The organism is Bacillus sp. XF8 (genome assembly GCF_017498755.1).
Classification (GTDB): domain Bacteria; phylum Bacillota; class Bacilli; order Bacillales; family Bacillaceae_G; genus Bacillus_A; species Bacillus_A bingmayongensis.
This window is the reverse complement of the sequence record NZ_JAGDQK010000051.1, coordinates 1-26,264: the sequence shown is the minus strand read 5'-3', so window position 1 is coordinate 26,264 and position 26,264 is coordinate 1. Positions and strand designations below refer to the sequence as shown.

Here is a 26,264-nt window from a genome sequence, read left to right as displayed (position 1 = left end):
TCTAGTTTATGGTTATGAATCTTAAATGATTGTTTATAACCTATCACTTCACATGCTAAATACCTTTTTTATTTTACCCCTGTAAAAGTGACATTCACTTATATCTTTCTTTATGTACTAAATGTGCATATACAAAAAATGATATAATTTTAATTATAAGGGGGAACATATATTGGGAGATATTAAAATATTCCGTTTGAACGGAAACAATGTAGAAGAATTAGTTGGACAAGCCTTAACCGTAGAAAAATCATTACAAACTATAATAGAACGACACCTAGATACCTTTTTAGGGATACGTTTTTAGCTTCTGAATATAGCACAGGTAAAAAACACGCAGGCAGAATAGACACATTAGGCTATTTGCTGTTTTTCCTAAGGTAAAAACGTCCCATATGACTTATCCCAAAAGTTTAATTGGAAAAATTTTCAGATGTGGCGGGTTATTCTTTGAATCGTTTCCGTACCCCCTATTAAAAAAATTCAATGAAGGATGACTAACACCTTTAAAATTCAATCGACGAAGCTCTTACTGTCTTTGCTGCATTTTGTCAGAACAAAAGATAATAGTTTCTTATATGTGTTACCTTTATCAGAAACATAGTCAGCCCGAATTATAAAAAATATGCGTACCTTTCTGGTACGCATCACAAGTAGCCGTATAACCTAATTTTTTTAATCGAAAATACGGCTACTTTCATTTATTTGCTACATTCCAGCTGAATCTTTTTTGACCAAGGCATGTATTGATCTAAAATTTCAGGATCTTGATGGATTCCGAGTTTCGGTTAATCGGTTATGATTGCTTTATAACAATCACCCTATTTCATGTAAATGCATTTATACGGAAACGTTTCGCACGAAAGCACCTCCTTATATCGATAGGTTTATCATACCAGGAGGTGCTACTCTATTTACATTCGTTGTTTGAATACAGGCTTACGTTCTTCATAAGCCTTTTCCAATCTCGCACCAATTTGATTTGCTTCTATATTAAGTTCAACTACTTTAATGCACTTCACACGTGTTTTAGTAAAACACGTTTATAACACCACCGATTCATACTACAACTATCTTAACATCTATAGGGCGTCCAAGATATTGACTAGTCTCCGTTTTATCTTTAAATTAATCATAGTATATAAATTCATTAACCATACTATTTACTTCTCCATTTGTTACACTACAATAGTAGTTGTCATTAATTTTTTTAATCGGTAATATTTTGACTACTCGATCAATCGGTGTCAATATAAATTCAACTTCTGTATTATCTCCAACAAGTATGTTTCTTAAATGAAATACTTCATGTTGATTATTTGTTACATTATTAACTAACCTCGCATGAATGTGGCCAAATCTTTCATACTCCCTACCTTTAGTGAACTCTACCCATTCTGGTTCACACCTTCTGTAATAAGTACCAAAAGCAATTAGTCTTTGTTGATTATTCATCAAAAATTCTTTTTCATTCCCTATCTCTTGAGCATCTGCAATACTACTAAATTTAAAAATTGGCTTTTTCTTCAATACTCTACCTTTGATCATAGTACCGTCACAACTTCTTTTTTTGTTGAATATCGTCATTTGAACTGAAAATGCTTTTATCCCTAGTTTCTCTGCAATTTCTTTAATATAACACAGTAAATCAAAGTTTGCCTTATTATCTATTGAGAAGTACAATCCATTAGACAATGATAGTTTTTGATTATTCTTTCGTAAATATGCAGTATGTGAATAAACTATTCTACCATCCAGCATAACACCATCTTTACCTAACCTGATACCTTTACTGAACCCTTCACTTGATTCAAGATAACCTGAGTAACAATTGGATTTTCCACTCCCATTTGAACCATTTATCACAGCATCTTCCACTACTTCCCCACCTGGATGATCTAGGTTTTCATCTGCACCTGAGACTCCTATTCTTAAATATTCATTATCATCAACTATAAAACCTAGTGTCTTTAAAATTAGTCTTACTGTACTATCATCAAATTCAAGATTTTTAGCGTTAATGAAATTTTTTATCCCTTGCATATCTACTATGCACGAATCTTTTGACCCATAACTCAAGCGATTCTTTAGATATCTATTTGAAATATCCTTTTCTTCTTTCAAATAGGTATCATAACAGTCTGGTATTTTAATAGCAAAATCATTTTTAATCTTCTTACTAACAACCAAGTAATACATATCGTTTATGTTAATTATGCTAGAATTACTTTTATAATTTATAACTTCTTTAACTTTATTCATCTCTATAGGAGATATAATATCTACATATTCATCATGCATTGAGTACACTTCCCTTTAAATATCTAGCAACTCCATAATTATCATTGTCAGTAGTTATATAATTAGCAATTTCCTTTAATTCATCTATTGCATTTCCCATCGCTACACCAACACTAGAGTATTTTATCATCTCAAAATCATTGAAATCATTGCCAAATGATATTATATTGCTTCTTTGTACACCATACATTTCAATTAAATACTCAATTGCATTCCATTTCGATATATTTGTACTCATAATTTGACATAAGGTAGCATCATCAGTGATTACAGGGCTACATTCTGTTGGAATATTATCTACTATCCTTTGCTTAATACCGTCCTTTGAGCAGACGATAATTTTATGAACTAAATCATAGTCAAATGTATTCAAATCTATTAACTCGAACTCAGAACTACCAAAGAATTCTTTAGTATTGAAATTCGAATATAGTTTATCATTTATTTCTAAACAAATTTGATAATAGTTATGATCTAAGAAGTGATTAAGTATATTTCTAGTAACTGAATAAGTTATTCCTTTTTCAAATAATACTTTGTCATCGCTAATAACAGTAGCACCATTATAACAAATAACCACATTCTTATTTAAATTATCCGGTAAAATCCTTTTTATATCTCTGTAAGGTCTCGCAGTTGCAAATACTATGATATGTCCGTTTTTCATAACTTCACTTAACACTTCAACAGAATAATCATCAATTTGCTTGCTTGAGTTCAACAATGTACCATCTAAGTCAACTACTATCATTTTCATTAACATCACTCCTTAATAATTGCGTAGCTCATTATATGAAAAGTCGTACCATTCTTTTAATTTGTCAGGCGATTTTCTAATTTTCATTTGATATTTTGATCCCAAAGTCTCTACGATTTGATATTTTTGATTACTTTTTTCAAGTTCAACAGCATTCTGCATATCAATTCCAGCTACTAGAACATTATTATTTGATAATTCTACTAAGTACTCTCGCATTTGAGAAACGGTTGTATCATCAGCTACTAGAATTGGTACTTTATTATTTCTTAGTCCTTTAACTATGCTTTTTAGTTTGATAATATTAGACAAATTTTCTTCACCATTAAAAATACCATTTATGAAATCCGGTTGATGCTTTGACATATCTAGTAATATAAAATCAGTCTTTGGATCAAGTAAATTATCAAGTTTATCGAAATATTCGTAAAAATCCATTTGATTCAAACCTATTGTACAAATGATTCTAGAAGTTATTTTATCTTTAATGTTTCTAATATGCGCTTTATCAACTCGATATTGAAGTTGAAGAAGAATATCCTTATTACTCATTCCGTAATAATTTAAGCAAGTGTTAATCTTTTCCTCACACATCTTTTTTTCTAAGACTAAAGCTATCTGAACACTATCATTTATATTTTCAATAAGTTTCCTAATGCTGTTAATTTCATATATTGATACAGGTAAATTCTTATCAATATGCGTTGTTACTTTTAATGGTGCATGTATATCCTCATTAATTAAATATCTAACATGGTCTGTGTTAACTGCATGAATGCCTATCATATTTACACCATTTCTAATTGCCATATCCAAGTCAACTATATTATGTACTCTACAAAGTTTGAATATCTTTCCATGTCTAATTAAAGAATTGAATTCAACTACATTATATTTACTGCTGTCACATTCAAAATAAGTATCTTCAATTATTTTAGACTTTCTACTAGAATTCCATGTATTGAATGCTGATACATACTCCTCTACAGGATTAAAATCTAATATACTGTACCAATAAAGTGACATTGTTTCAGATATTTGTTCTTGCAATAGGTATTGACACAAATTATCGTAATTAAATGCGACTACAGCACATAAAACTTCATTTGAAAATTGTTTCAAATAAAGTTTACATTTTTCAAGAGTGTTCAAAGTTGTAGAGTTGTTATCATACAACAGTATTCTACAATGATTTGTCTTTATATTCTCTATATGTTCATTGTAGTATTGTGGGATATATCTATACAACCAATCACCATCGTTATAAATTGGTTCCGATTTGTTATCACGTTGTTGTTTTTTGAACTATAGTGACAATTGATGATTATAGGAAATAGTTTCCTCACATTATTTACTTTTAAATATGATACTAATGAATAACCTAGAGAAATTCCCCCGTATGCAAAAGATATAACATAATCGATTGAATTAAATCTTTCATTATCAATTATTGATTTAACAGATTTGTATATTGAAACAATATTATCAAGTTCTCTCATACCTTTATGGTACATTTTGTAATCATTCATCCACCTAACGAGGATATCCTCATTAAGACTTTGTATTAAGTTATATACATCCTCGTTTATAGAGTTTCCCTCAATGCACCCAAATATTAAATCTGTAGTTAATTGGATTATATCCCTTAATCCAAAATCAACTACTGGAGTTGATTCCTCAGATATCGAAGCTAACTCAATTGTATTTAAGCAAATTAACAATGCATGTTGTAAGTGTTCCAATATTGATATCATTATCGTTCTAACATAATAGTTGTTAATATGCCTATCAATCAGCTTACATTCAGATAATTCTCCCAATAATTTCTTAACTACTCTTAATAATTCTAAATATCCTTCAATGATATCTCTTGTGTCTAAAAATACATATTGAGGAACCCAATAGTAATATAATTTTCCCCTCAAATGTACAACATCATTCTTAATCATAAACATTTGTGATAATAATGATTCTATCTCATTCCCTTTTTCTAAATTTATGCTATCTAGTAGATAACACAATGCTTCAACGTACTCTCCATAAGTTAATGTAAATATACCTATTTCATTTGTTTTATTTGATAGAAAGTCCATATAATCATTCTTCATATTTACCTTACATATCTTATTTCTTATGTCTTCAAACATTAGATGGTTCTTTAAACTATTACTATCAAAACTTTCACAAAACTCAGACCAAACTTTGCTAAGTGATTGCCCTTTAGCATAATCAATTTGCAGTGCTTTCCCCCCATTATTCAATACGCACTCAAACAACTCTGGATTTTCAGACGAATCATCTGCTAATAATTCTATATTCGCACCATTTTCAATTAGAGCTTCAACTATCTTCTGTTTATTTTTTTGACTCATAAAATAAACTTCCCTTAATTTCCCGTTAATGATATCAACTTCAGACCCGATTACTGAATAGTCAATATTCTCATCGAAGTTATTTTTGAATATCCCATCAACTACACCTCTTATAAATTCTTGATAGCCTGAACTTAAAAATATCAGTTTTAATCTAGAACCGAAAAACCTATGCATATACTTTATGTATCGCACAACATCAGAATATACAGTCAATTCTCTAGATATGAAAATTCCAGAGAAATAAAGTTTTAATTGGTCAATTTCTAGTCCTTCCTTAAAAGTGTAATCAACTTCTCTTACTGATTTCATTAGCTTTATAAACTCTTTACTATATGTACTTGTGATTAAATTTAGCGTTTTTTCTCTAAATGACTCTAAACTTAAACTATTCTCACCATATGCCATATCATTGAAACGAATAAAATCTTTAATATTCTTTTTTGATATTAATAAATCTGCATATTTACAAGCATAATACCACGAAGTTCCATTGATTATTGTTCGGTCTACATCTAAGATTACATATACATCTTCAGAGTTAATTATTGGAAGCATCTGCCTCTTTATCTCATCAAAATTTATCATTGAATCCTCCGGTTCTGTTGCAAAGTTTCAAAAAGCAGAAACAGGTATTAATAAATGAGGGGAACCATTTAGGCAGTGACTAATAATTTGTGTACTTCTTTGTACGTTGAAAAACCGCAGTTTGGCTGCAAATTGCGGTTTCGTTTATATATAGCATGAATAGTTTCGATTCCTTTCAAGGTACGTGAAGCGTGGCGAAGATTTTGAAATCCTGCGGATTTTGAAAAACGTTGCTTGATATGTCTATGATCCTGTTCGATGAGATTATTAAGATGCTTAACTGTGCAATGTTTCGTATGCACATAAAAACCTTTATTTTTCAGTTTTTTGAACGCACAAAGTAGGGCAGGAGCCTTGTCTGTTGTGAGAACCGTTGGTTCTCCAAAAGCTTTCACTAACCTTTTCATAAACATATAGGCGGCTTGATGATCCCTTGTTTTACGAAGTTGGATATCCAATGTGTATCCTTCTTGATCAATCGCACGATAAAGATAACACCACTCTCCTTTGACTTTGATGTAGGTTTCATCTAAATGCCATATGAAATGTGCTGATTTATTTTTCTTCTTCCAAATTTGATAAATTAAATTGCCATATTCATGCACCCAACGCATGATTGTTGTTGGGTGCATGGAAACTCCACGTTCTTTCAGGATTTCAGATACATCACGATAACTTAAAGAAAAACGGCAATAATAGCCGACGGCTACCAAAATAATATCTTTCTTGAACTGTTTTCCTTTAAAATATCCCATGCATCATGCTCCCCAAATCATTTTTCTTACATTTTAATTTCGCTTAGACAACTTTGCAACAGAACCAATAAAGGGCTCAATGTCGGGTTTAAACTTAACGGCCAAACTCTTTATTGAATATTTTATCCCGACCCGCTATGACTTCCGGACCTACTGCATTGATGGAAGTTACCAAAATATGCTCCCCTCCTAGAGGGCCACCTACTCTCGATTCAAACCCGAAAGTACCGCCGGCATGCCCCCAATATGATTGCCCATCCGGTGTTTTTTCTTCATAAATTCCTAATCCGACTTTACCAATAGGTGAATCTACTGTCGTGAGCATCTGTTCCATCATCTCTTGATTTAGAAGCTTTCCGCCCAACAACGCACTGAAGAAGGTAGTTAAATCTTTGATAGATGAAACCATATTTCCCGCTGCATTTGCCCATGATTGATTTATTTCTGTTAAATCATACAAATGACCCGATCTGTCCATATTGTATCCTGTAGCATGCTCACCTGGTATATGAGAATTTGCTTCCATTACGAATGTCTCCTTTAGCCCAAGTGGTTCGATGAAGCGTTTTCTGATTTGCTCTGCATAGGTATCTCCTGTTACCTTTTGAATAATTTGACCAGCTAGCACAGTATTGGTGTTTGAATAGTCCCAACCCTCCCCTGGTGAAAATACAGGTGGCTTGGCAAGTCCCAGGCTGATAAGTTCATCAGCAGTATAGTAACGGTATGGATTTTGAGGCAAGGTAATATCTCGCATATCCAAATCTGTATAGGATGCAATCCCGCTTGTATGATTCAATAACTGACGAATCGTAATTTTGTTACCGTCATACCCATTACCCTGTACGATTCCTGGTAACCATTTTTCAACCGAATCATCAAGGTTTAATTGTTTCTCCTCAGCCAACTGCAGTATAACGGAAGCTGTGAACGTCTTCGTGACGCTTCCAATACGAAATGAAAAGTTCGGTTCTACTGCGCGCGGTACCTCGTAACTCGCTGTCCCTGTAGCATAAGACCAGCGCTTACCGTCCTTTAATCCGCCTGCTATGACACTTGGGATTTTTTTATTGGTTACTACCTGATCGATTACGTATTTGACTTCTTCTCGATGGTTCCTTTTCTTTTCTTTATCCATAACTTCCTTTTTGGTTTTCCCTGCAAATTCTGAGACTAAAATATTCTTGATATGTTTTTCTGCTCCTAGTACATTGATATTTATCGAGATGACATGTTGACCATCTTCCGTTCCACCTGCAAAGTTAGTAAATCCGGGAATTCCACCACCATGCCCCCATACTTCGGTACCGTCCGGCAATCTTGTTGCATGTATGCCAAGCCCATACTTTCCTAACGGGGAATCAGCTGTACTCGTCATCATTTCCTTTTGCATCTCCGGCGTCAACAGCTTTCCACCTAATAATGCACGAAAAAACGTCGTCAAGTCTTCTCCTGTCGAAATCATCTCACCTCCAGCATTAGCAAATGACGGGTTAAGCACAGTAATATCTACTAATTTATCTCCCGTATTCAAGTAGCCACGAGCATTTTTTTTCGGAATATCCATCGAGCTTCCAGGAAGGAATGTTTCTTTAAGTCCGAGTGGCTCAATAATTCGTTTCTTAACCTGTTCGGCATATGTCTCTCCAGTAACCTTCTGGATAATAAGTCCTACAATAACCGTATTTGTATTCGAGTATGCCCACCCCGTTACTGGATCTAGCTCCAAAGCACGAGTAATTAACTGTTCAGGTGTATAATTTGCGCTTGGATTTTCAAGTAATTTATTCTTAAACTCTGGAGTCAAGAAGTCTGGAATTCCACTCGTATGATTTAATAATTGTCGAATTGTAATTTTGTTTCCATCATAGCCTTTCCCCTTTACGAACCCCGGGATCCATTTCTCTACCGTATCATCCAGACTTAGCTTCTTCTCTCCAGCAAGCTGTAATGCAACTGTAGCAACAAACGTCTTCGTTGTACTTCCAATCCTGAAAGCAGAATCAGCATCCACCTTATGATTTCTCTCGATGTTTGCCTCACCAGAAGCATATGACCAGTTTACATCTCCATTTTTCACGGCAACAATAACACCTGGAATATTTTCAGTATTAGCAGCCTTATCAACAGCCTGTTTGGTGGGCGTCTGTTTATACACTGCGTTTACATTTCTATTAGTAGGTAATACTAGTGTCCCAGCCAGTATAGTCGCTGTTAAGGCAAGTGCAGTTCCTTTTTTAATGATGAATGATTTCATAACACATCTCTCCTATTATTTTGAAATTTTCTGTTGCTTCACTCCCTCACCTTAACTTCGAAATTGTTAAATAGCATAGTGACGAAGTGACTAAATGTTTCATGACAGCGTGCGTAAATCTGTCACATAAACCGTATGATAAACTGTCACCTTTCTTATATGACATACTTTACAGCCAGTGTCTGACCGTCCTTCCACTATCTATTGACGAATTGGAAGATATACCGCATGATAAATCTAAATCATTAGAAAGTTGATCTCAAAAAAATACAAGTAGGTGTGCATAATCTATGTTCTCAGTAATGAAAAAGTGGTTTTGGTATGATTGGATATTTGTATCCGTACGAACGTTTTGGCTGTTCGTTATTATAAGTGCTGATTTTATACATTCATTATTAATCAATGCGTCACTTTGGATTGTACTTTCTCTTGCTATCGTCGTTTACTTTGTTCCATTAATCGTCCGATATAAGAAAGAAGACTGGTATCTTGCAGTCGATGTCACGGCATCAGGCCTATATTATCTTTATTTAGCTTACGTAGCGCCGGGATTGCTTTGGTCTTTCATTTTACTCGTAATGATTATTGGTTTAGCAAACATTCAAAAAAACTATGTGTGGACAGGTGTCCTCTGTGGAATCGTATTCCCAGCATTGAACAGCTGGATCGCTAATCATCTCCCATATGAGTCTATCTTTAGCTGCAGCCTTGGTTTTGTCATTGGGATGGCATTTAATATATTAATTCAGTACCATAAGCAAGCCCAAATTATACAAGGGCAGAAGCTGTTGCTGGAGCAACATATTAAGCGGATTGAGGAGCTTACGCTGCTAGAAGAACGCAACCGGCTGTCACATGAGCTGCATGACACAATTGGCCATACTCTTACCTCTCTTATCGTCGGTGTCGAATCATTGCGAGCGTCAGTGCCAGATTCGCAGTTTGAGAGAATTGATTCTCTTGTCGGTATTGCCCAAAACAGTCTGGATGATATCCGAAAGCATCTTCATCAGCTCTCTCATAATCCATTAAATTATTCGTTAAGTGAATCGTTGAGACAATTAACCGAAGAATTTATGAGGTCGACGGGTACAACGGTTACATTCCGTGTGATTGGCAATGAGACTCTAGTCATGCAAAAAATAAACTTTTGCCTATATCGTTGCCTTCAAGAGTCTCTAACAAACGCGGTTCGGCACGGCAAGGCGAGCGTGATAGCCGTTCAACTGCATTTCGATAGGAAACAGCTTCGGTTACAGATTGAAGATAACGGCGTCGGAATGAAAGAAATTCAATTCGGATTTGGGTTCAATGGGATGAAGGAACGGCTTGAACAATATCACGGCACATTGTCGGTTCATTCTGGAGCTGAGCAAGGAACATTTGTCATATGTAATATTCCGTTGCAGACAGAACTTGTACATGACACGATCCGCCTGTTGATCGTTGATGATCAGGCACTTATTACCGACAGTTTAGAGCAAGTTTTGGATCAGCATGCTGATTTTACCATAGTTGGTAAGGCGAAGGATGGGCGCGAAGCATTAGAACATTGTGAGCAGTTCCACCCTGATATCGTATTAATGGATATTCGTATGCCGGGAATGGACGGACTTGAGGCTTTACTTGAGATGAAACAGCGATGGCCTGATATGAAGATTGTGCTCATGACAACGTTTGAGGATTCCTTGCAAGCAGCAACTGCATTGGAACACGGAGCGGAAGGCTACTTACTGAAGTCAATTCATCCACGAGAGATGATGGAAGCTCTGAAACTTATTTATAACGGAGGGACCTGGATCGATCAATCGGTCGCTACGCGAGTCTTCGAAGAGATGAAGCGTCAACGTGAGCAACTGGAGAAGATCGGCTCAAGTAAGGAAAGCTACCCGTACGGACTTACGAAACGCGAGATGGAAATTCTGGAGCATTTGTCGAACGGGCTTCGCTACAAGTCAATTGCCACTAAGTTGTTTTTATCGGAGGGAACGATACGCAATTACTGTTCGAACCTTTACTCGAAGATCGGCGTCAACAATCGTGAAGAAGCAATCAAAATGGCGCGAACAGAGAATATCTTGTAGACGCTGTAGGACTTTCCGATAGTACTCACGTTATAGGGATGCCGCTCTATCTCTATCAACTTAAAAATTTAATAGTGTCCCCAGATCGTATGAACTCTCATATCCGATGACAGATTCCTATATAAACACTATACAGTCTGGTAGCACTGTTAAATTAACATGGGGAAATATTCCTAGTGATGGGGAGTATCAAGTATATAAAGATGGGATTCAAATTGGTACAGTAAACGGTACAGAATTTGTTGATCGTAACACTAGTAAATCGGCTTCAAAAGATATAAATAATAATGTTCAGATAAGTAATAGTAATGAACGATTTACAACATACGAAGTGAAAAGTTTAAAAAGATTACCAAATGAAAAAATTGAACAAATAAAGCAGGCATCTAAAAATAGTAATGTTGAAATTCCAGAGTACGCAAAAGAAGATTTTGAATGTGAAAATAAAAGTATTGGAACACTAGTATATAATGACAATACATTTTATAGTACTGGGAACGATGACGAAAAAGCAGCAGCTTATTCAGATGATGTAACGGACGGAGGATATCTCTTTAGATATCAAACATTTATCCCAAAATACAGAGTTCCTGCACCAGGGTATGCTCCTACTTGGCTTGTAAAATTTGATGGGGATAACCGCTACTTTGATCGATTACATAATAGTTTCAGAACTAGATTAGATGTGTTGGTAAAGTGGCAACGCACTGTGGATGGATGGCTAAATCAGCCACCAAGTATTAATTACTCTCCAGACACTGGATATACAATTGGATATTACTCGTCTGGTAAATCAATATCAGATAAAGCTAATGTCAACGATATGACAATACGTATAGACACAAGAACTACTAAAAAAGCCGCATTTGCAATGAAAACAGCATCTCCTAACCCATTAGTACCTGGAGCACCTGATATTGATGCCTTTGCTTATGTCGTACAATATAGAGATGGTTCTGGTGCAGTTACTGGATTTCATGATTTAGCTCCATCACATGAATTTTATAAATTTATGCACACGGGACAAGCACTGAGTCATCGTTACTATGAAACCTTACATCAAAGTAAGCATACAGATTTTATTGCATTATTTCCTATGGCACCAAAACTAGAATTTGTTAAGGTTATGCCTAATTGGTGGGTTAACTGAAATAATTAATCCTCATAGATTGAAGGTGTTATAGAAGACAGCACTGGCCACGATTAGAAGTATATTAACATTATTTATATTAGGAGCCTCAATAAATTATGGTATAAGATCATTGATAAAGTACATGAAAGGAAAAATTTTCAAAAAAAGAGCTATCTGTAGCTTTGGAATATAGTTTGTTCAAAAGTATGCTGCAAACATTGATTATATATAGGAGTAGCACCACATCACAATCAAGCTAAGAAAAACAATGTGGTTCTACCCCTTATAAATGTTACAAAAATCTTTCAAATAGCTCTAGCTTGCACAATGCTTCCCGTTAATATAATACGCTGATTCTGTGAAAACCGTAAATACAACCTCTACTTCTGGAAGTCCAAAATCCATTACATATGTAGTAATGGCCTTGGCAAATCGATCACGAATTTCCTGTCCACGCTCGAACCATTTCACTTCAATAAGAGGAAACGCTTCTATTTCTTCTCCATTGAATACAAACGTAGAACTTGGTAGTTCCAACGTAAAATTATCCGTACCACACTCACAAATCTCTGCGAGCTCTTCTACTAATGGCTTGCTTATGCGTTTTAATTGTTCAGTAGTAATTCCACGAAACACAACATGCGGCATGTGAATCCCTCCGTTAGATAGCTTTATATTTGCTCACATCATAGCACAATTTATTTTGCTGCACTAGAATCTATTGGTACATTTCAATGACATTCTTAAGAATGATCATGTGTTATTGAAGTAATACATGTATTAACTCATTTTGCGATGGTAGATTTAAGAGCAAGAAGATTAGAAATACGATGTGAATCAACCAATACTAAAAGTCGTACTATCCCTGAGAAATTAGGTTATGAATTAGAGGGTATTCTAAGAAATGAAGACTTTTCCGCTGATGGAAAAAAGCTTACTGACACTTGTGTCTATGCAAAAATTCAATGATGTGATTAGGCAAGTCTAGTAGATAAAGACCATCATGATGTACAACTCCAATTAAAGCATATATATTTTTATAAGAAAGTATAAAGAGCTACTCCCTAAACGAAATTTTGTATCTCTAGGGGTACCACCCCATCACCATCAAGCTAAGAAAAACAAATACCCCATGCCCATCAAGCTAACAAAACAAAATACCCCCTAAAATGAAAAAATACGTTATTCTTTCTGTAGAATCATAGGAAAGGATAGCGTTTTTCTATGTCTATTTCTGTATCTGATGAATTACAACTATTTGCTCAAGAAATTCAAAGCTTCTTGTATGTAGCATAAAACCCTTCTCTATGTAGATTCTATTTTATCTTAAGGTTAAATTATTTTTTTATAAGTTATGGAACAATATTGCTATTTAGATTGTCTATTAAGTGTAATTTTAAAAACTGATGTTCAAATTGAATACATTGTATCTAATTTAACATTTGTTTTAAGGATTAAAAATCTGAAAGGAATGATCATTTTGAAAAGTAAAAGGATGCTAAAAGTAGGGATGTGTGTTGGCATACTAAGTTTAAGTCTTGCAAGCGTAAAATTTTTTATAGGTGAACCATTGCAAGTTGAAGCAAAAGAAAAAACAGAGAAAATTAAACATACAAATCATGCAACTCATCGAGAGTTCGCTCAACTTGAAAAAAAGTTTGACGCTCGACTGGGTGTCTATGCTATCGACACTGGTACAAACCAAACAATAACTTATCGACCTAATGAAAGATTTGCTTATGCATCAACCTTCAAGGCTTTGGCTGCAGGAGCAGTGCTACAGAAAAACTCAATTGATAAACTCGACGAAGTTATCGCTTATACAAAAGATGACCTAGTTGAATATTCACCCATTACAGAGAAACATGTAGATACCGGTATGACACTTGGAGAAATTGCAGAAGCGGCTGTTCGTTACAGTGATAATACCGCAGGGAATCTCTTATTCAAAAAGCTAGACGGACCTAAAGGGTTTGAAAAGGCGCTCAGACAAATTGGTGATAGGGTTACTCAGGCAGATCGCTTTGAGACAGAGTTAAACGAAGCTATTCCTGGTGACATCCGTGATACAAGCACACCTAAAGCACTTGCTACCGATCTTAAGGCTTTCACAGTCGGAAATGAGCTCCCAGCTGACAAACGTAAAATTCTTACAGATTGGATGCGTGGAAACGCTACAGGAGACAAACTCATCCGCGCTGGCGCACCAAAAGACTGGGAAGTCGGTGACAAATCAGGAGCCGGAAACTACGGAACACGAAATGATATTGCAATCGTTTGGCCACCAAATAGAGCACCCATTATCATTGCAATTCTGTCCAGTCGAGATAAGAAAGATGCTACCTATGATAATGAATTGATCGCGCAAGCTGCCAAAGTTACAATTAATGCTCTCAAGTGATAATATCTCAGCTTCCTCATTCCTTTATCCAATATTATCTAGAGGATAAAACTAGAAACCGATTCTTTTGAGTCTGAAGAGAATCGGTTTTTTGCATGCGTATCATTTCCATTATAAAAATAATAATCCATTATAGGGGAGCACGCCATGCCCATCAACCTAATATTTTGAAGTATCCCTAAAACGAAGATTTAGGATATGAGAGATGTGTTGAAAAAAATAAAGTTGTTTAACTTTTCCACCACAAATCCAATAACCACCTATCTATAAATTGATAGGTGGTTATTAAAGTTATTTAAAAAATTGATTTAGGATCTCATTTAAGGTATTTGACAAACAATAAAGATGTTTAATGTTGTTCTTTCACTAAAGCCCTCTTTAGTTTAATAAGATTATCATTATTTTTTATACGTGCTTCTCCTTAAAGGCTTTTTTTACCCTTTCAATTTGGTCGAGATGTCCTCGAATATGTTGGACACGAAATTCTAATAATTCTTTGAATGTGAATCGTCCAGCATCTACATAAACTCCAACTCTCTCAATTCGCTCTGTTGTCAAATTGCGAATAATAGGGAGCATACTGGAGCGAAGTATCTTAAAAAGAAGTAGGTATTGTTCACGATCTAATTGCTCATAATCCAATGAATTCGCCCAAGCTTCCTGGTCAGGCGATGTCAAAATTGGTTCAGCCTCGGACAAAACTTTTTTCAGTCTATGTGTAGATACCAATTCAGAGTCTGTAATATGAATAATGATCTGATGTATACTCCATTTATTCTTTCCTGGTTTGAATCTAATCTCTTCCTCAGACAATCCTTTAATGGATTCCCTTATCATCTTATATCCATGGCTGTACTCTTCAATTAACGATTTCATATGGTATCCTCCCTAAATATATATCAATGAGTGTAAATTCCTGTTTAATTGTAATTATCCTTCTTCGATTTTCATTCAACTAACCTGCCCTTTAGTTAAAGAAAAGGAAAACGAAGTAATATATTTCAAATAACTTTATTATGTTTTAAACGACTTTATTGTAAATTAAACAACTTTATTATCATCGCACAAGAGAACGGCATTCCTCTTTCTTATTTCACTAACATGGTAAAAATAGTTTAATATAATTCTTGAAAATTATGGTAGAATTTAGATAAAAAATGAGGGAGAAACCAAATGAATAATGGCGTAAATTATAAAATTTGGACGGTATGTATGATTCAAAATAAGGACAAGGTTTTACTTCTTGACAGAAAACATGACGATTTCAAAGGATTCATTCCTCCTGGAGGAAAAGTAGAATTTCCGGAAAGTATTGTTAATAGTGCCATTAGAGAAGTTAAAGAAGAAACTGGTCTTGAAGTTAGCAACCTTGTTTATAAAGGGATTTATGAATATGTTAATCCAATCGCCAAAGACCGATATATGATATTTAACTATCTTACAAAGGACTTTAAGGGGGATTTGCTTCAAGACTCGCCAGAAGGAAAAGCTGTTTGGGTGAATATCAATGAAGCTTACAATCTTCCTATGCAAAAATCCATTCGTAGAAGATTCCCTTTGTTTTTTGAAGAAGGAACATTCGAAATTCAAGTAGAATGGGATCATGAAAAAAATCAAGAGGGATTAGTTACTATAAAGAGAACATAGGGGGGATCTCCTATCGCTATCAAGCTAACAAAATTAAATTTCCTTAAAATGAAAAAATACGTTAGTCTTTCTGTAGAATCATAGGAAAGGATGGCGTTTTTGGCATGAACTTAAATAGAATTCCGCTAGAAATATATGAGTTATATTCTCTTTTATTTTATCTTTGCACCAGAACCCTGTAGGATATTCTTTATAAATTCAATAGTTAATAATATCCATACAATAAATGTTATTATGTACGAAATATAATAATAGAGGTGTAGTATGCCAGTAAATTCATTTGATAATTATCCAATGTCCTGGAAACCTGATAAGAAACTATTAAAGCGGCCTTTTTATTCCTCTATAACGTCACTGCTTGAACATGACATTATAAATGGCTTTTTAGCTCCAGGAACAAAGTTGCCTCCGCAACGCGAATTGGCGGATTTTCTTGATTTAAATTTTACAACGATTACCCGGGCCTATAAACTATTTGAGGTCAAAGGGTTAATTTATGCAATCACAGGAAGCGGAACCTTTGTAGCTCCTAATGCAGCACGATCAATTAGGGGTAGCACCACACACCCATCAACTTAAGGAATATTTTTATACAAAATGCGGTCTTTTCACGTAGTATTTTATTATCGTTTATAGATGTTATAAAAGTAGGCATATCAAATAAACCCTGACGGGTTTGAATTTTTTTACTATGCCACTTGATGAGTCGGAGTGGTATAATTGTAAACAACACCCAAAATATCAAAGACTGTTTTTTTCTCATATCGATGAGATTTTCGTCCGTTTCGCTGTAGAAGGTTAAACAGACGAAGGAGAATCTTTGATAATTCTTGGGTGTTCTTATGTAATGCTTGATGAAAAAGTAAGAAATAATCTTTAATTATGTACATCGCTTTATATTCACTTAGCTCTTTCTGTTTCTTATGTAACAGGAGTTCCCTCATTTTAAACATAGTAGAAGAACATAATAGTATACTAATAAGTTGTCCATAAAGGTGACATTCTAACCGCTCTTGTTTAATAGATTTACAACGATGAATTTGAAACCAAGATTTCCATATTTTAAATAACAGCTCAATTTGCCAACGCAGTGAATATAAATCATAGATTTTCTCTTTTGGTACCCATTCCGTAGGAATGTTTGTCATATATACCGTAATTCCTTGTAAAAGTTTCGTACGCTCTGTATATGTAATTCCTTTTTTCTTTTCGCGAATAGCTCGATCACGTAAGCGTTTCTGTTTTTGCTCCTCCGTACATCTGTAAACCACAATACGAGTAGGCAGTTTGTCTTTACTCCCTACATAGACATCATGTAACTCATACACTTGGCCAGGTTGTAATTGTTTCATGATGTCTTCCAAATGAATTTGTATATATACCGGCCTCGATTGAGAGGGTTTTGTTTTAAATACCACTGTTTCGAATTCTTTTCTATATATTTTAGTTGGTAATTTAAGACGTGATAAATAATATCCTTGTTTCTTTTGGATAGACTTAAAGTCTTGTAAACGAAAATATCCTAAGTCACGAATATATAGTTCATTCTTTTGTGTCAGGCCTGTTCGAGTCGCACCATACGCCTGATCACTTCGTTTTCCTGGTTCAATTTTCACATCAGAAAATTCTCCACTCAACAAGTCATACTCTAGTTGGATTTTTACACCAGCTTTATGACTACATCCTCCGGCACCAGGATAAGTAGATGCGAATCGATCTGGAACTTGAAAGGTTGTAGAATCAAGGATGAGAATGCGCTCAAAGTAAGCAGAAAGAGAATGAGAAATCTTAGATAACCCTCCAATTTTAGTTTGTAGAAGTGCAGCAAATACAGTTCGAAAGAAGGCTACAGAAGCAGAGTTAAATCGTCGATTAAGTCCTTCAGGACTTAATAAAATTCCTGTTGAAGCTTCTAATTGACTACAAAGTTGAGTAAGAGAGGTAGTAGCGATTTGTTGATTTAGCCATACACATAAAGATAAAAAATGGTGCCCATGGCACTTACGTTTTCGTTTCATTCCGCCAGCTTCTATAGCTAATTGATTAAGTCTAGCAGGAGACATATATTGATATAACTCTTCGGCAAATAAAGACAACTCTTGTATTGGATTCATATTCATAAAAAGCGCGTCACCCTTTCTTATTAATATAAGAGAATAGTAACGCGCTTTTAATTAATAGTCTAAATATTCAAGTTGATGGATGTGTGGCGGGACGCCATTCAGCATTAAATGGATTGGCTCCTTACCAATACTCAAAATCGATTGTGTAATCTAATTTGTGTTCTAGTTTTTCTTGACCAGGTCAAAATATGAAAACGATAGAGAGAGGAAATAAAATGAATATAGTGAACTTACGTCCTAAACAGCGTTCTAAGTATCGTATTATGCTAGGAACATGGTATTACTCTACAAAGAGGTACATCCAGTGGTTAGCAGACGGAAAAACATACGCAAAAACTTTACAACAAGAAAAGTTACCCTGTACAGCGATTCAGCACCGAACGATACTACTTCGTAAGCTCAAGGATGTAGATATGTGGTATCAACAGAATAAAGTTGTTAATTTAAAGATTGCCATTAAACAGCTAGATGGTATCGTCATTAGACCGGGAGAAACATTCTCTTACTGGCGTTTAATAGGTAAGCCTACTAGGAGAAAAGGGTATGTAGAAGGTATGATACTACACTATGGATCTTTTCAAGCAGGTATTGGGGGAGGGCTTTGTCAGCTTTCAAATTTAATATATTGGATGACCTTACATACACCACTGACAGTAACAGAGCGATATCGTCATAGCTTTGATGTTTTTCCTGATTCCAAGCGAACCCAGCCGTTTGGAAGCGGAGCGACTTGTTCCTATAACTATTTGGACTTACAAATTAAAAATGAAACGGATCAATCGTATCAACTTCACCTTTATATCACAGATAAACATTTAGTTGGTGAATGGAGAACAGCCTATCCGCAGCTTTATCAATATGAAGTTTATGAAAAAGAACACTCAATCCAATCCGCATACTGGGGTGGTTATATACGACACAATGTTATTCAACGTAGAGTATATAGCCAACAGAAACAGTTTGTAGAAGATCAATATGTAACGGAGAATCACGCTATAATGATGTACGAACCATTATTAGCTTGTAATAACGAGGAAAGTGGAGATTAATATAGCACACCAGTAGTTTATCCGGTTCTGGTGCAAAAAAATAATGTCATTGTGTACACTGAAATTATGCATAAAAAGTACGTCACTCTTTCTCGTTAATATAAAAGAATAGTAACGTGCTTTTAACTTTAAAAATAGCCTAAACGCTTAAGTTGATGGCGATGGGGTAGCACCACATGCCCATCAACCTAAGAAAAGCAAATACCCCAAAACGAGAAAATTGACATCTCCAGATGAAAATGTACAATTTTTTTATTTGGGGATGCTTCAAAATATTAACTTGATAGCAATGTGTCTCTACCCACATAGGTTCGTGAGCTACGGTACTATGACCATATCGTACAGCTAGTTGAGTGTTCAAATGTTTTTGGTCAAAGCTTTTGTCTTGATATTATATGAACTTACCTCATCACTCCATAATTTTAAGGTAGTGAACGATTTTAGATTACCTAAAATCATCATGATATCCTAAATAATATTTAAAAAGCTAAGCCCATACATCGCAGCAACTGTAAAAATGACTGTCCATATTGCTAGACTGACCGTCATCCAACTTATGACGTGTGTCCGGTTAGATCCAAATGTTAAAGCTAATACGGCTGCAATATCAGTTCCTACGAGAATTGGAGCTAGAAGAGCCAAACCTGGAATACCATATCGTTCCCATATTTGTCTTGATCGGGTTTCTTTTTTTGAAGGTGTTGTTATACCTTTTTTTAGTTTTCTTGCTGCTTGCCATTTTGCATACTGTTTAAAGAAAAAGCCAAGTAATAGAACCAAGATAAGATTTCCTGCAAATGCTGTTACTCCTACTGCAAATGGTTGTAACCCCCATGCGATACCAAGTGGTACAACGATTGATACATCCATCCATGGGGCAAAAGCTAAAAGAAATAACACTACATATTGCCATAATGCACCCGCATTTTGAGCCCACTCCACCATATTGTTTCATCCCCTTTGTTAAATACGATTTAAAATAAGAATAGTAGTTAACCAATAGACAATGTATTGACCTGCACCTAGTAAACCAATGCACAATAATGGAACAAAATTATGTTGAGAAAAGAGGAAGCAAATCCCTGCCGTTATTGGAAGTGCAATGCTATAGTAAATATACACATTTCGGCAAGCCTTATAGGTTACCCACTGCTGCCCTTCATCTATTTCACGAAATTCAGATGGTATAAAACCAAATAATCTAATCTTATCATGAGGATTCTTTCGGTTATAAAGTCTTGTGAGAATGAGCCATAAAAAAGTAATCGTCACTAAAATCCCGAAACATAACTTAGCTAAAATGACTTGTGTATTCATAAGAGAAAATAGTAAAAATGCAATAATCAACACAAATATACTGGCCCCTATAAGTGGGGATCTTAAAACCTGTTTTATCATAATCGTTCCTCTCCCTTTAAATAAAAAACCTCTTCTACGGTAACTTGAAATACAGCAGCTATTTTTAACGCCATAGTGACAGATGGAGAATAATCACTTTTTTCTATTAATCCAATTGTCTGCCTTGTGACCCCAATTGCATCGGCCAAGTCTTGCTGAATCCATCTAAATCGTGCCCGTAATTCTCTAACTCTGTTTTCTAGCATCATAACTTCCCTTTCTTCATTTACAATTACTGTAATTGCAAATGATTACTAACAAAATGTAAATAATCATTTGCATTTTGTAATGAATAATTGCTAAACGCGACATAAATTACACTTAATTTAAAAAAGAGAGTGCACCCCATCGCTATCAAGCAAACAAAACAAAATAACCCCTAAAACAAAAAAGATATGAAGAAAATAATAAAAAGCTTATCATTATGTGCTAAAAGATAAGCTTTTTTGTCTATACTTCTTGAATTTTATTGGATTTATTCCATGCTAATATAGTAATAAAATATTGAATACCAAACAAAATAATAACAAGTAGAATGAACTTTATACATACTAAGATCCATCCAACAATACCTTGAGGTAATTGACTATGATATATAGTGTATGCTACACCAGAAAAAGATAAAATAAGAGTATAAGATAATTTATCTTTTAATTTTTGTTTTAATTTTTCCTTGTTATCGATTTCTGGTTCGTAAACACCAGCTAAAATGGATCTAATAGAGAAGAATACCATATAACAGATAATGATACCAAGAGCTGTAGCCCATTCTAGAAACGGTCTTTGTAAGTATACTCCCCTTATTATTAAATCTATGAAGGCTAGCAATAAAACTACAATTCCAGATTGAGCCCAAATTTTCATTTCAATTTGCTGAATTCTTTCATCTGAATGTGTACTGAGTGAAAACAAATTTTTAAATTTTTCCATTCTATTTTTCCTCCCAAAATAATTCATCTAAAGTTTTATCGAGTGATTTAGCTATATCAATACAAAGCTTTAAAGATGGATTATATTTATTAAGTTCAATAAGGCCAATGGTTTGTCGAGTAACATTTACAAGCACAGCTAATTCTTGTTGAGTTAGCCCCTTTTCTGTTCTTGCAATTTTTATTTTGCTTACTGACATTAAATACACCCCGTTTGTAAAGATAATCTGTATACTTTTTATCTTATATTCTATATATTAAATTATAAATAAATTAATGCAATATATATATTACATTAAGACTTGTATAGATTGCGTTTATCCTTTCTTTTTTCCCTTTCTATTATTTTTGTCTCTAAAACTATCTCACAAATATAAAAATAAGCTAATTACAGAAAGCATCACCGGTTTTCGACGACTAGCAATGGCAAAACTACTTTTCACTTCATCATAATGTAGACTTCTTACAAGAATTAGCTGTTGGTGATTTGAAGCATGGAGATACTTTTGACATTAAAATTTATACAGGTGGTAAAGATACAGGTATTGTAAAGATATATCGATTAAGTGAAGATGAGAATGAAGTAGTAAATATGCAATGATATAAAACAATTTATGATACTGGTACTGAGCATAATTATGGTAGATTTGTAACACCTATTACATCAGTTTATGAGCCAGGGTCATATGTAGCTGTTATGAAATTTGTTGAACATTATTATTATGGTGGCAGCTTTAGAATTACAAAATAATGAATGTTAATTTCACTAATGATAATATTTTTGATATGATCAATGTATAATAAAAATATAACTCATGTAATAGTCTAAGCGGTATACTTAACCAACGGTCGCTTAGGTAATGAGTTATACCCCTTGGAAAAGGTACCTTGCAGCAGGGGTACCTTTTCTTTTATTTTTTAGTTTTAGTTGGGGGTATCAGAAGCATTAAAGTTGATATTCTCTTTTGACAATTCCCTATATTTGTTTGATAATTTTTTTGATCTTTGCTCAATTAAAGCGCCCAATTGTGGAATATTTGAAATATGAATCATCAAGTCATTTTTTCTAACGGATCCAAAAACAACAATATAAAAACTATTTACCAGACCTCTGTGAAGATAGGTTTGAATAAAATATTCATCTACCTTATACCTTGTTTCAATTTCAGTTATAGTCTACAAATTTTATAGTCATCGTCTATAGTGTTTTACTTTTTCGATATGAAAATCCGAGTAACCTGTTTAAACATCTATATTTAGAGAAAAACAGAGGGGTTCCAAATCTTTATTTTTCATTGTAGTTTCTAATTTAAGATTGGGTAGTGATGCCCTGTATTATCTGTAAGTTCCCCATTGACTTCAGCTAACTAGTTCAAGTGAGAGAGTCAAGAAAGTAATCCTATATCTTTTGCCTTTTGTACGGCTTCTTCTCGATTGTTAACTCCTAGCTTCTCATAGAGATTGGAGGCGTAATTTCTTACCGTTCCGTTTGACAAGTAAAGTGTCGAAGCTATTGTTTTATAACGGATTCCTTGTGATAATAGTTCCAAAATCTCTAGTTCTCGCTTCGTTAATCCATACTCTTTTCCATCTGATCGTGATTCAAATAATCCTGTTTCTTCATTTTCTTCCCACATTCTATGGAACAAGTCATGATTAATCATCGCGCCTCCACGATAGACTAGACGAATTGATTCAGCTAGTTCGCGCCCATCTATGGATTTCAATAAATATCCATCCGCACCATTTCGTATGATTTCTTTTGCCCTTTCTGTATCCTGAAAGGTTGACAGAATGAGTACACGAATGTCCGGCCATTTTTTCTTAATCATTTTAGTTGCATGAATCCCATCCAGATTTGGCATCTCTAAATCCATTAATACTACATCTGGTTTTAGTCTCTCACACAATTCCAAAGCCCGTTCTCCATCTTCAGCCATTCCCACTACTTGTAAATCCTCCTGTCCACCCAAAATTGTATGAAGACTTTCTCGGATAAAAGAATGATCATCGACAATACACAGGCGAATTTGTTCATTAGCCAGTTGTACTTGTTTCGGTAAAACACATGAAATTAATGTCCCTTCCCCTTTTTTGGAATAAACAATGACTCTTCCTTGTGACTGACTTACACGCTCTTTCATTGCAGTTAATCCAAAGCCATCCTTCCACTCTTCTACCCCACAGCCATTATCCTGTACATCCAATCTTATCTGTTGTGGTTCAAAATGAAGTGACACAATGATTTCTGTCGAATGCCCATGGCGAACAGCATTTGTTAGTGATTCCTGCAAGCTCCGATATAGTGTCATTTTTGATTGTTTGGAGACCATATACTCTTCCCCTATTATTCGAGTACGTACATTTACTTTTGCATGTTTCTTAAATTCCTCTGTCAATTGTTGTAATGTGGCAGCTAAGGGAAGCGACTCTTGTGATAAATCTAATTGGTGTAAATACAGTCTTACTTCTTCCATACTGTTACGGGCCAATTGTAATAATGAATCGAGCTGTTGCTCTCCTTCTTTAGACTTTAATTCCATACGCAATGTTTCCATCCCCATAATAATTGAAGTATAGGAATGCCCCATCGTATCGTGTAAGTCTTTTGAGAGCCTATCACGTTCCTCCAGTAATGTAATCCGCTCAACTTGAGATACGTATTGTTCCAATACATGTTTCTGGTTCCGAATAATTTCACTTTGACGGTAATTAATAGCCAGTAAACGAAAGAAAGAGCCCATAGCAAAAGCTAAACTGAGTTGTAGGATGATTACCCATAAATCTGTCACTTTGGAAAATATCGCAATGAGCAACGGGAACAAAATAATTGTGATAGGACCCGACCAGCGGTAAGATTTATGAACGCTATTTGCCGCAATCATAAAAGTTGGCATTAAAAAAGCAAGATACGCTGACGGAAATAATAAAGTTAAATAGAAACACACTCCGCCAAATAATATTATTTCAGTAAACAAATAATAGCGATAACTGAACATTAAACAAATCCAAGGTACTGAAAATGAAACGACTTCCCAAAGAATTATGATCCAAAGTGGTACTGTCAAATGATCTTGTTGTTGGATAGTCGCTGGTATCAATGATAGCCAAATAATAAAGCGTATACAAAGTAAGGCCCAATCATACCAAAACCATAGTTTCAAAGTCTTAAACAAATTATCACTCCTTTATAGCTTTAAACATGGAACGCGTGTACATTCCAATAATTCGAACCAAGCAGTTTCCAATAAGATTATGTATCCAGATGAGAATAAAACCAACAATCATGACAGAAATTGCTGTCTCCCATGAATTCACAGCAATGCCCAATAAGTATATATTAAAATATCGAAAAAGTAATGGTGTAACGATACATACTAGCGGCATTACATACAGTAAAACAGCACATATAAGACTCATTATTCCGACAAAAAATTTCTGCATGAGCCAAAAAATAGCCCTCCAGTTGCTATTATTAAGGATTATATCCCTCGCTTTAATCCATTTATCTCCCTCCTCTTTTTTTCTTGGTTCGAATAACTCTATCGATATATCTGTATAAACCTTCGTCTGAATACGTTCATACTGAACAAACGTGTGAGTTGTTTGCAGCACCCACGCCAACAAGGGAATACCCAAAAAGATAATCGTCATTACTAATGCAAATGTAATGCTGACCAGATAGAAACAAAAGTAAAAAAATCCGGATACAAAGGTAAATAACAAGAAATAAAAATCTTGCAAATTTTTTTGAGCTGATGCTTTCGTCATTAAAATCTCTCCTCCTCATTCATTGCTAATACGTTAAAAGCTACTTTTTCAATTCTAAGTATTTTTCTGTCACATACGGTAGTGTCAAAATGTCATGGTTTGTATGACATAACTATCAATACAGCCTTATCCACTCAATTTTTGTTGTCCTTTATAAATGTGACAAAAGTTCACTATCTACTATGACTAACCGCTTGCTAGATATTCATCCTAAATTGAATCATAAAAAAATTGGATGATGGTATCCCATTATCGTTAGGCCAAAATATAACAAGAAATTCAACTTTATAATCTTTTTATGGAAACGATTCGAAGTATAACCCGATACATTTGAAGTTTCTGCATTTAAAGAAGGAACCTATTATGAAATATGATAGGTTCCTTCTTTGTTATATAGGGGAATCATACCTATCCACCAACTTAAGAAATTAATTGTTCCCAAAAACGAAAAAATGAACCAAAATCTCATAAATAACTGTAGAGGAGTAAAATTTTCATTATGGGGGCAAATAAAAGTCTTAGCTTGATAGCGATGTGGCGATACCCCACATCCATCCACTTAAGAAATTGTTTTACCCCCAAATGTAAAAAACGTTATCCTTTCCTATGATTCTAGAGAAAGAATAACGTTTTTTCATGTTACGGAGAATTTTGTTTTATTAGCTTAATAGCATTTACCACCTTAATTTCAAAAAAATTT

22 protein-coding genes and 3 pseudogenes are annotated in these 26,264 nt (G+C 34.5%); 9 read left to right on the top strand and 16 right to left on the bottom strand.

Annotated features, from left to right (window positions below; genetic code table 11):
* Window positions 1–172: 172 nt before the first annotated feature.
* On the top strand, window positions 173–307 hold the full coding sequence (locus J4P91_RS25560) for a hypothetical protein (RefSeq protein ID WP_307802554.1): 135 nt from the start codon (window positions 173–175) through the stop codon (window positions 305–307).
* An 821-nt stretch (window positions 308–1,128) separates the two neighbouring features.
* Here J4P91_RS25560 and J4P91_RS25555 read toward each other — a convergent pair.
* The 6 genes from J4P91_RS25555 to J4P91_RS25530 form a co-directional block, all read right to left on the bottom strand.
* On the bottom strand, window positions 1,129–2,301 hold the full coding sequence (locus J4P91_RS25555) for a hypothetical protein (RefSeq protein ID WP_207996307.1): 1,173 nt from the start codon (window positions 2,299–2,301) through the stop codon (window positions 1,129–1,131).
* Entirely contained in the window at window positions 2,294–3,058 is a 765-nt protein-coding gene (locus tag J4P91_RS25550; RefSeq protein ID WP_207996306.1) for a Cof-type HAD-IIB family hydrolase, read from the bottom strand. Before J4P91_RS25550 ends, J4P91_RS25555 begins: the two co-directional genes overlap by 8 nt.
* Before the next feature lie 12 nt (window positions 3,059–3,070).
* On the bottom strand, window positions 3,071–4,180 hold the full coding sequence (locus J4P91_RS25545; RefSeq protein WP_207996305.1) for a hypothetical protein: 1,110 nt from the start codon (window positions 4,178–4,180) through the stop codon (window positions 3,071–3,073).
* Between the two features lie 86 nt (window positions 4,181–4,266).
* Window positions 4,267–6,018, bottom strand: coding sequence for an HAD family hydrolase (locus J4P91_RS25540; protein WP_207996304.1), 1,752 nt, complete (start codon window positions 6,016–6,018; stop codon window positions 4,267–4,269).
* A gap of 68 nt (window positions 6,019–6,086) precedes the next feature.
* Entirely contained in the window at window positions 6,087–6,773 is a 687-nt protein-coding gene (locus J4P91_RS25535) for an IS6 family transposase (protein ID WP_207996303.1), read from the bottom strand.
* 94 nt (window positions 6,774–6,867) lie between these two features.
* Window positions 6,868–9,030 (bottom strand): serine hydrolase domain-containing protein, encoded by a 2,163-nt coding sequence (locus J4P91_RS25530; protein WP_207996302.1) that lies wholly within the window; start codon window positions 9,028–9,030, stop codon window positions 6,868–6,870.
* Between the two features lie 290 nt (window positions 9,031–9,320).
* On the opposite strand from J4P91_RS25530, the gene J4P91_RS25525 reads away from it, so the two are divergent.
* Together J4P91_RS25525 and J4P91_RS25520 are read left to right on the top strand one after the other, a co-directional pair.
* Window positions 9,321–11,114, top strand: a complete 1,794-nt coding sequence (locus J4P91_RS25525) for a helix-turn-helix transcriptional regulator (RefSeq protein ID WP_207996301.1) — start codon at window positions 9,321–9,323, stop codon at window positions 11,112–11,114.
* 106 nt (window positions 11,115–11,220) lie between these two features.
* A complete protein-coding gene (locus J4P91_RS25520) occupies window positions 11,221–12,264 on the top strand; it encodes a DUF3238 domain-containing protein (RefSeq protein ID WP_207996300.1) in 1,044 nt (347 codons plus the stop codon).
* Window positions 12,265–12,561: 297 nt separating this feature from the next.
* Here the strand turns inward: J4P91_RS25520 and J4P91_RS25515 are convergent, their stop codons facing one another.
* Window positions 12,562–12,894 (bottom strand): DUF1904 family protein, encoded by a 333-nt coding sequence (locus J4P91_RS25515; RefSeq protein ID WP_001120967.1) that lies wholly within the window; start codon window positions 12,892–12,894, stop codon window positions 12,562–12,564.
* Between the two features lie 165 nt (window positions 12,895–13,059).
* On the opposite strand from J4P91_RS25515, the pseudogene J4P91_RS25510 reads away from it, so the two are divergent.
* Together J4P91_RS25510 and bla are read left to right on the top strand one after the other, a co-directional pair.
* Window positions 13,060–13,215 (top strand): annotated as a pseudogene (locus tag J4P91_RS25510) (GNAT family N-acetyltransferase); the annotation flags it as partial.
* Window positions 13,216–13,717: 502 nt separating this feature from the next.
* On the top strand, window positions 13,718–14,647 hold the full coding sequence (gene bla, locus J4P91_RS25505) for a class A beta-lactamase (protein WP_483862152.1): 930 nt from the start codon (window positions 13,718–13,720) through the stop codon (window positions 14,645–14,647).
* Window positions 14,648–15,052: 405 nt separating this feature from the next.
* Here the strand turns inward: bla and J4P91_RS25500 are convergent, their stop codons facing one another.
* Window positions 15,053–15,523 carry a DinB family protein gene (locus J4P91_RS25500; protein WP_207996299.1) on the bottom strand — a complete coding sequence of 157 codons (471 nt, stop codon included), beginning with the start codon at window positions 15,521–15,523 and terminating at the stop codon, window positions 15,053–15,055.
* 297 nt (window positions 15,524–15,820) lie between these two features.
* Here J4P91_RS25500 and J4P91_RS25495 point away from each other — a divergent pair, with 297 nt between their 5' ends.
* Complete coding sequence (locus tag J4P91_RS25495; protein ID WP_207996298.1) at window positions 15,821–16,294, top strand: 8-oxo-dGTP diphosphatase; 474 nt, start codon at window positions 15,821–15,823, stop codon at window positions 16,292–16,294.
* Window positions 16,295–16,558: 264 nt separating this feature from the next.
* Window positions 16,559–16,855: pseudogene (locus tag J4P91_RS25490) on the top strand (GntR family transcriptional regulator); the annotation flags it as partial.
* Window positions 16,856–16,983: 128 nt separating this feature from the next.
* On the opposite strand, the gene J4P91_RS25485 reads toward J4P91_RS25490, so the two are convergent.
* Window positions 16,984–18,414: an IS4 family transposase gene (locus tag J4P91_RS25485; protein ID WP_207996297.1), complete on the bottom strand. Its 1,431-nt coding sequence runs from the start codon at window positions 18,412–18,414 to the stop codon at window positions 16,984–16,986.
* Between the two features lie 218 nt (window positions 18,415–18,632).
* Between J4P91_RS25485 and J4P91_RS25480 the strand changes: the two genes are divergently transcribed.
* Complete coding sequence (locus J4P91_RS25480; RefSeq protein ID WP_016119196.1) at window positions 18,633–19,466, top strand: VanW family protein; 834 nt, start codon at window positions 18,633–18,635, stop codon at window positions 19,464–19,466.
* A 468-nt stretch (window positions 19,467–19,934) separates the two neighbouring features.
* Here the strand turns inward: J4P91_RS25480 and J4P91_RS25475 are convergent, their stop codons facing one another.
* From J4P91_RS25475 to J4P91_RS29165, 5 genes are all read right to left on the bottom strand, one after another.
* Window positions 19,935–20,411 (bottom strand): small multi-drug export protein, encoded by a 477-nt coding sequence (locus J4P91_RS25475; protein ID WP_207996296.1) that lies wholly within the window; start codon window positions 20,409–20,411, stop codon window positions 19,935–19,937.
* A gap of 18 nt (window positions 20,412–20,429) precedes the next feature.
* Entirely contained in the window at window positions 20,430–20,864 is a 435-nt protein-coding gene (locus J4P91_RS25470) for a hypothetical protein (protein WP_207996295.1), read from the bottom strand.
* Window positions 20,861–21,073 (bottom strand): helix-turn-helix transcriptional regulator, encoded by a 213-nt coding sequence (locus J4P91_RS25465; protein WP_207996294.1) that lies wholly within the window; start codon window positions 21,071–21,073, stop codon window positions 20,861–20,863. Before J4P91_RS25465 ends, J4P91_RS25470 begins: the two co-directional genes overlap by 4 nt.
* A 241-nt stretch (window positions 21,074–21,314) precedes the next feature.
* A complete protein-coding gene (locus tag J4P91_RS25460; protein WP_243764013.1) occupies window positions 21,315–21,794 on the bottom strand; it encodes a DUF6773 family protein in 480 nt (159 codons plus the stop codon).
* A gap of 1 nt (window position 21,795) precedes the next feature.
* Window positions 21,796–21,993, bottom strand: a complete 198-nt coding sequence (locus J4P91_RS29165) for a helix-turn-helix transcriptional regulator (protein ID WP_000116561.1) — start codon at window positions 21,991–21,993, stop codon at window positions 21,796–21,798.
* A 221-nt stretch (window positions 21,994–22,214) separates the two neighbouring features.
* Between J4P91_RS29165 and J4P91_RS25455 the strand changes: the two are divergent.
* Window positions 22,215–22,544: pseudogene (locus J4P91_RS25455) on the top strand (DUF5065 family protein); the annotation flags it as partial.
* A gap of 634 nt (window positions 22,545–23,178) precedes the next feature.
* Here the strand turns inward: J4P91_RS25455 and J4P91_RS25450 are convergent.
* Together J4P91_RS25450 and J4P91_RS25445 are read right to left on the bottom strand one after the other, a co-directional pair.
* Window positions 23,179–24,969: a helix-turn-helix transcriptional regulator gene (locus J4P91_RS25450; RefSeq protein WP_207996293.1), complete on the bottom strand. Its 1,791-nt coding sequence runs from the start codon at window positions 24,967–24,969 to the stop codon at window positions 23,179–23,181.
* Between the two features lie 4 nt (window positions 24,970–24,973).
* Window positions 24,974–25,564, bottom strand: a complete 591-nt coding sequence (locus J4P91_RS25445) for a sensor domain-containing protein (protein ID WP_207996292.1) — start codon at window positions 25,562–25,564, stop codon at window positions 24,974–24,976.
* Window positions 25,565–26,264: the final 700 nt, after the last annotated feature.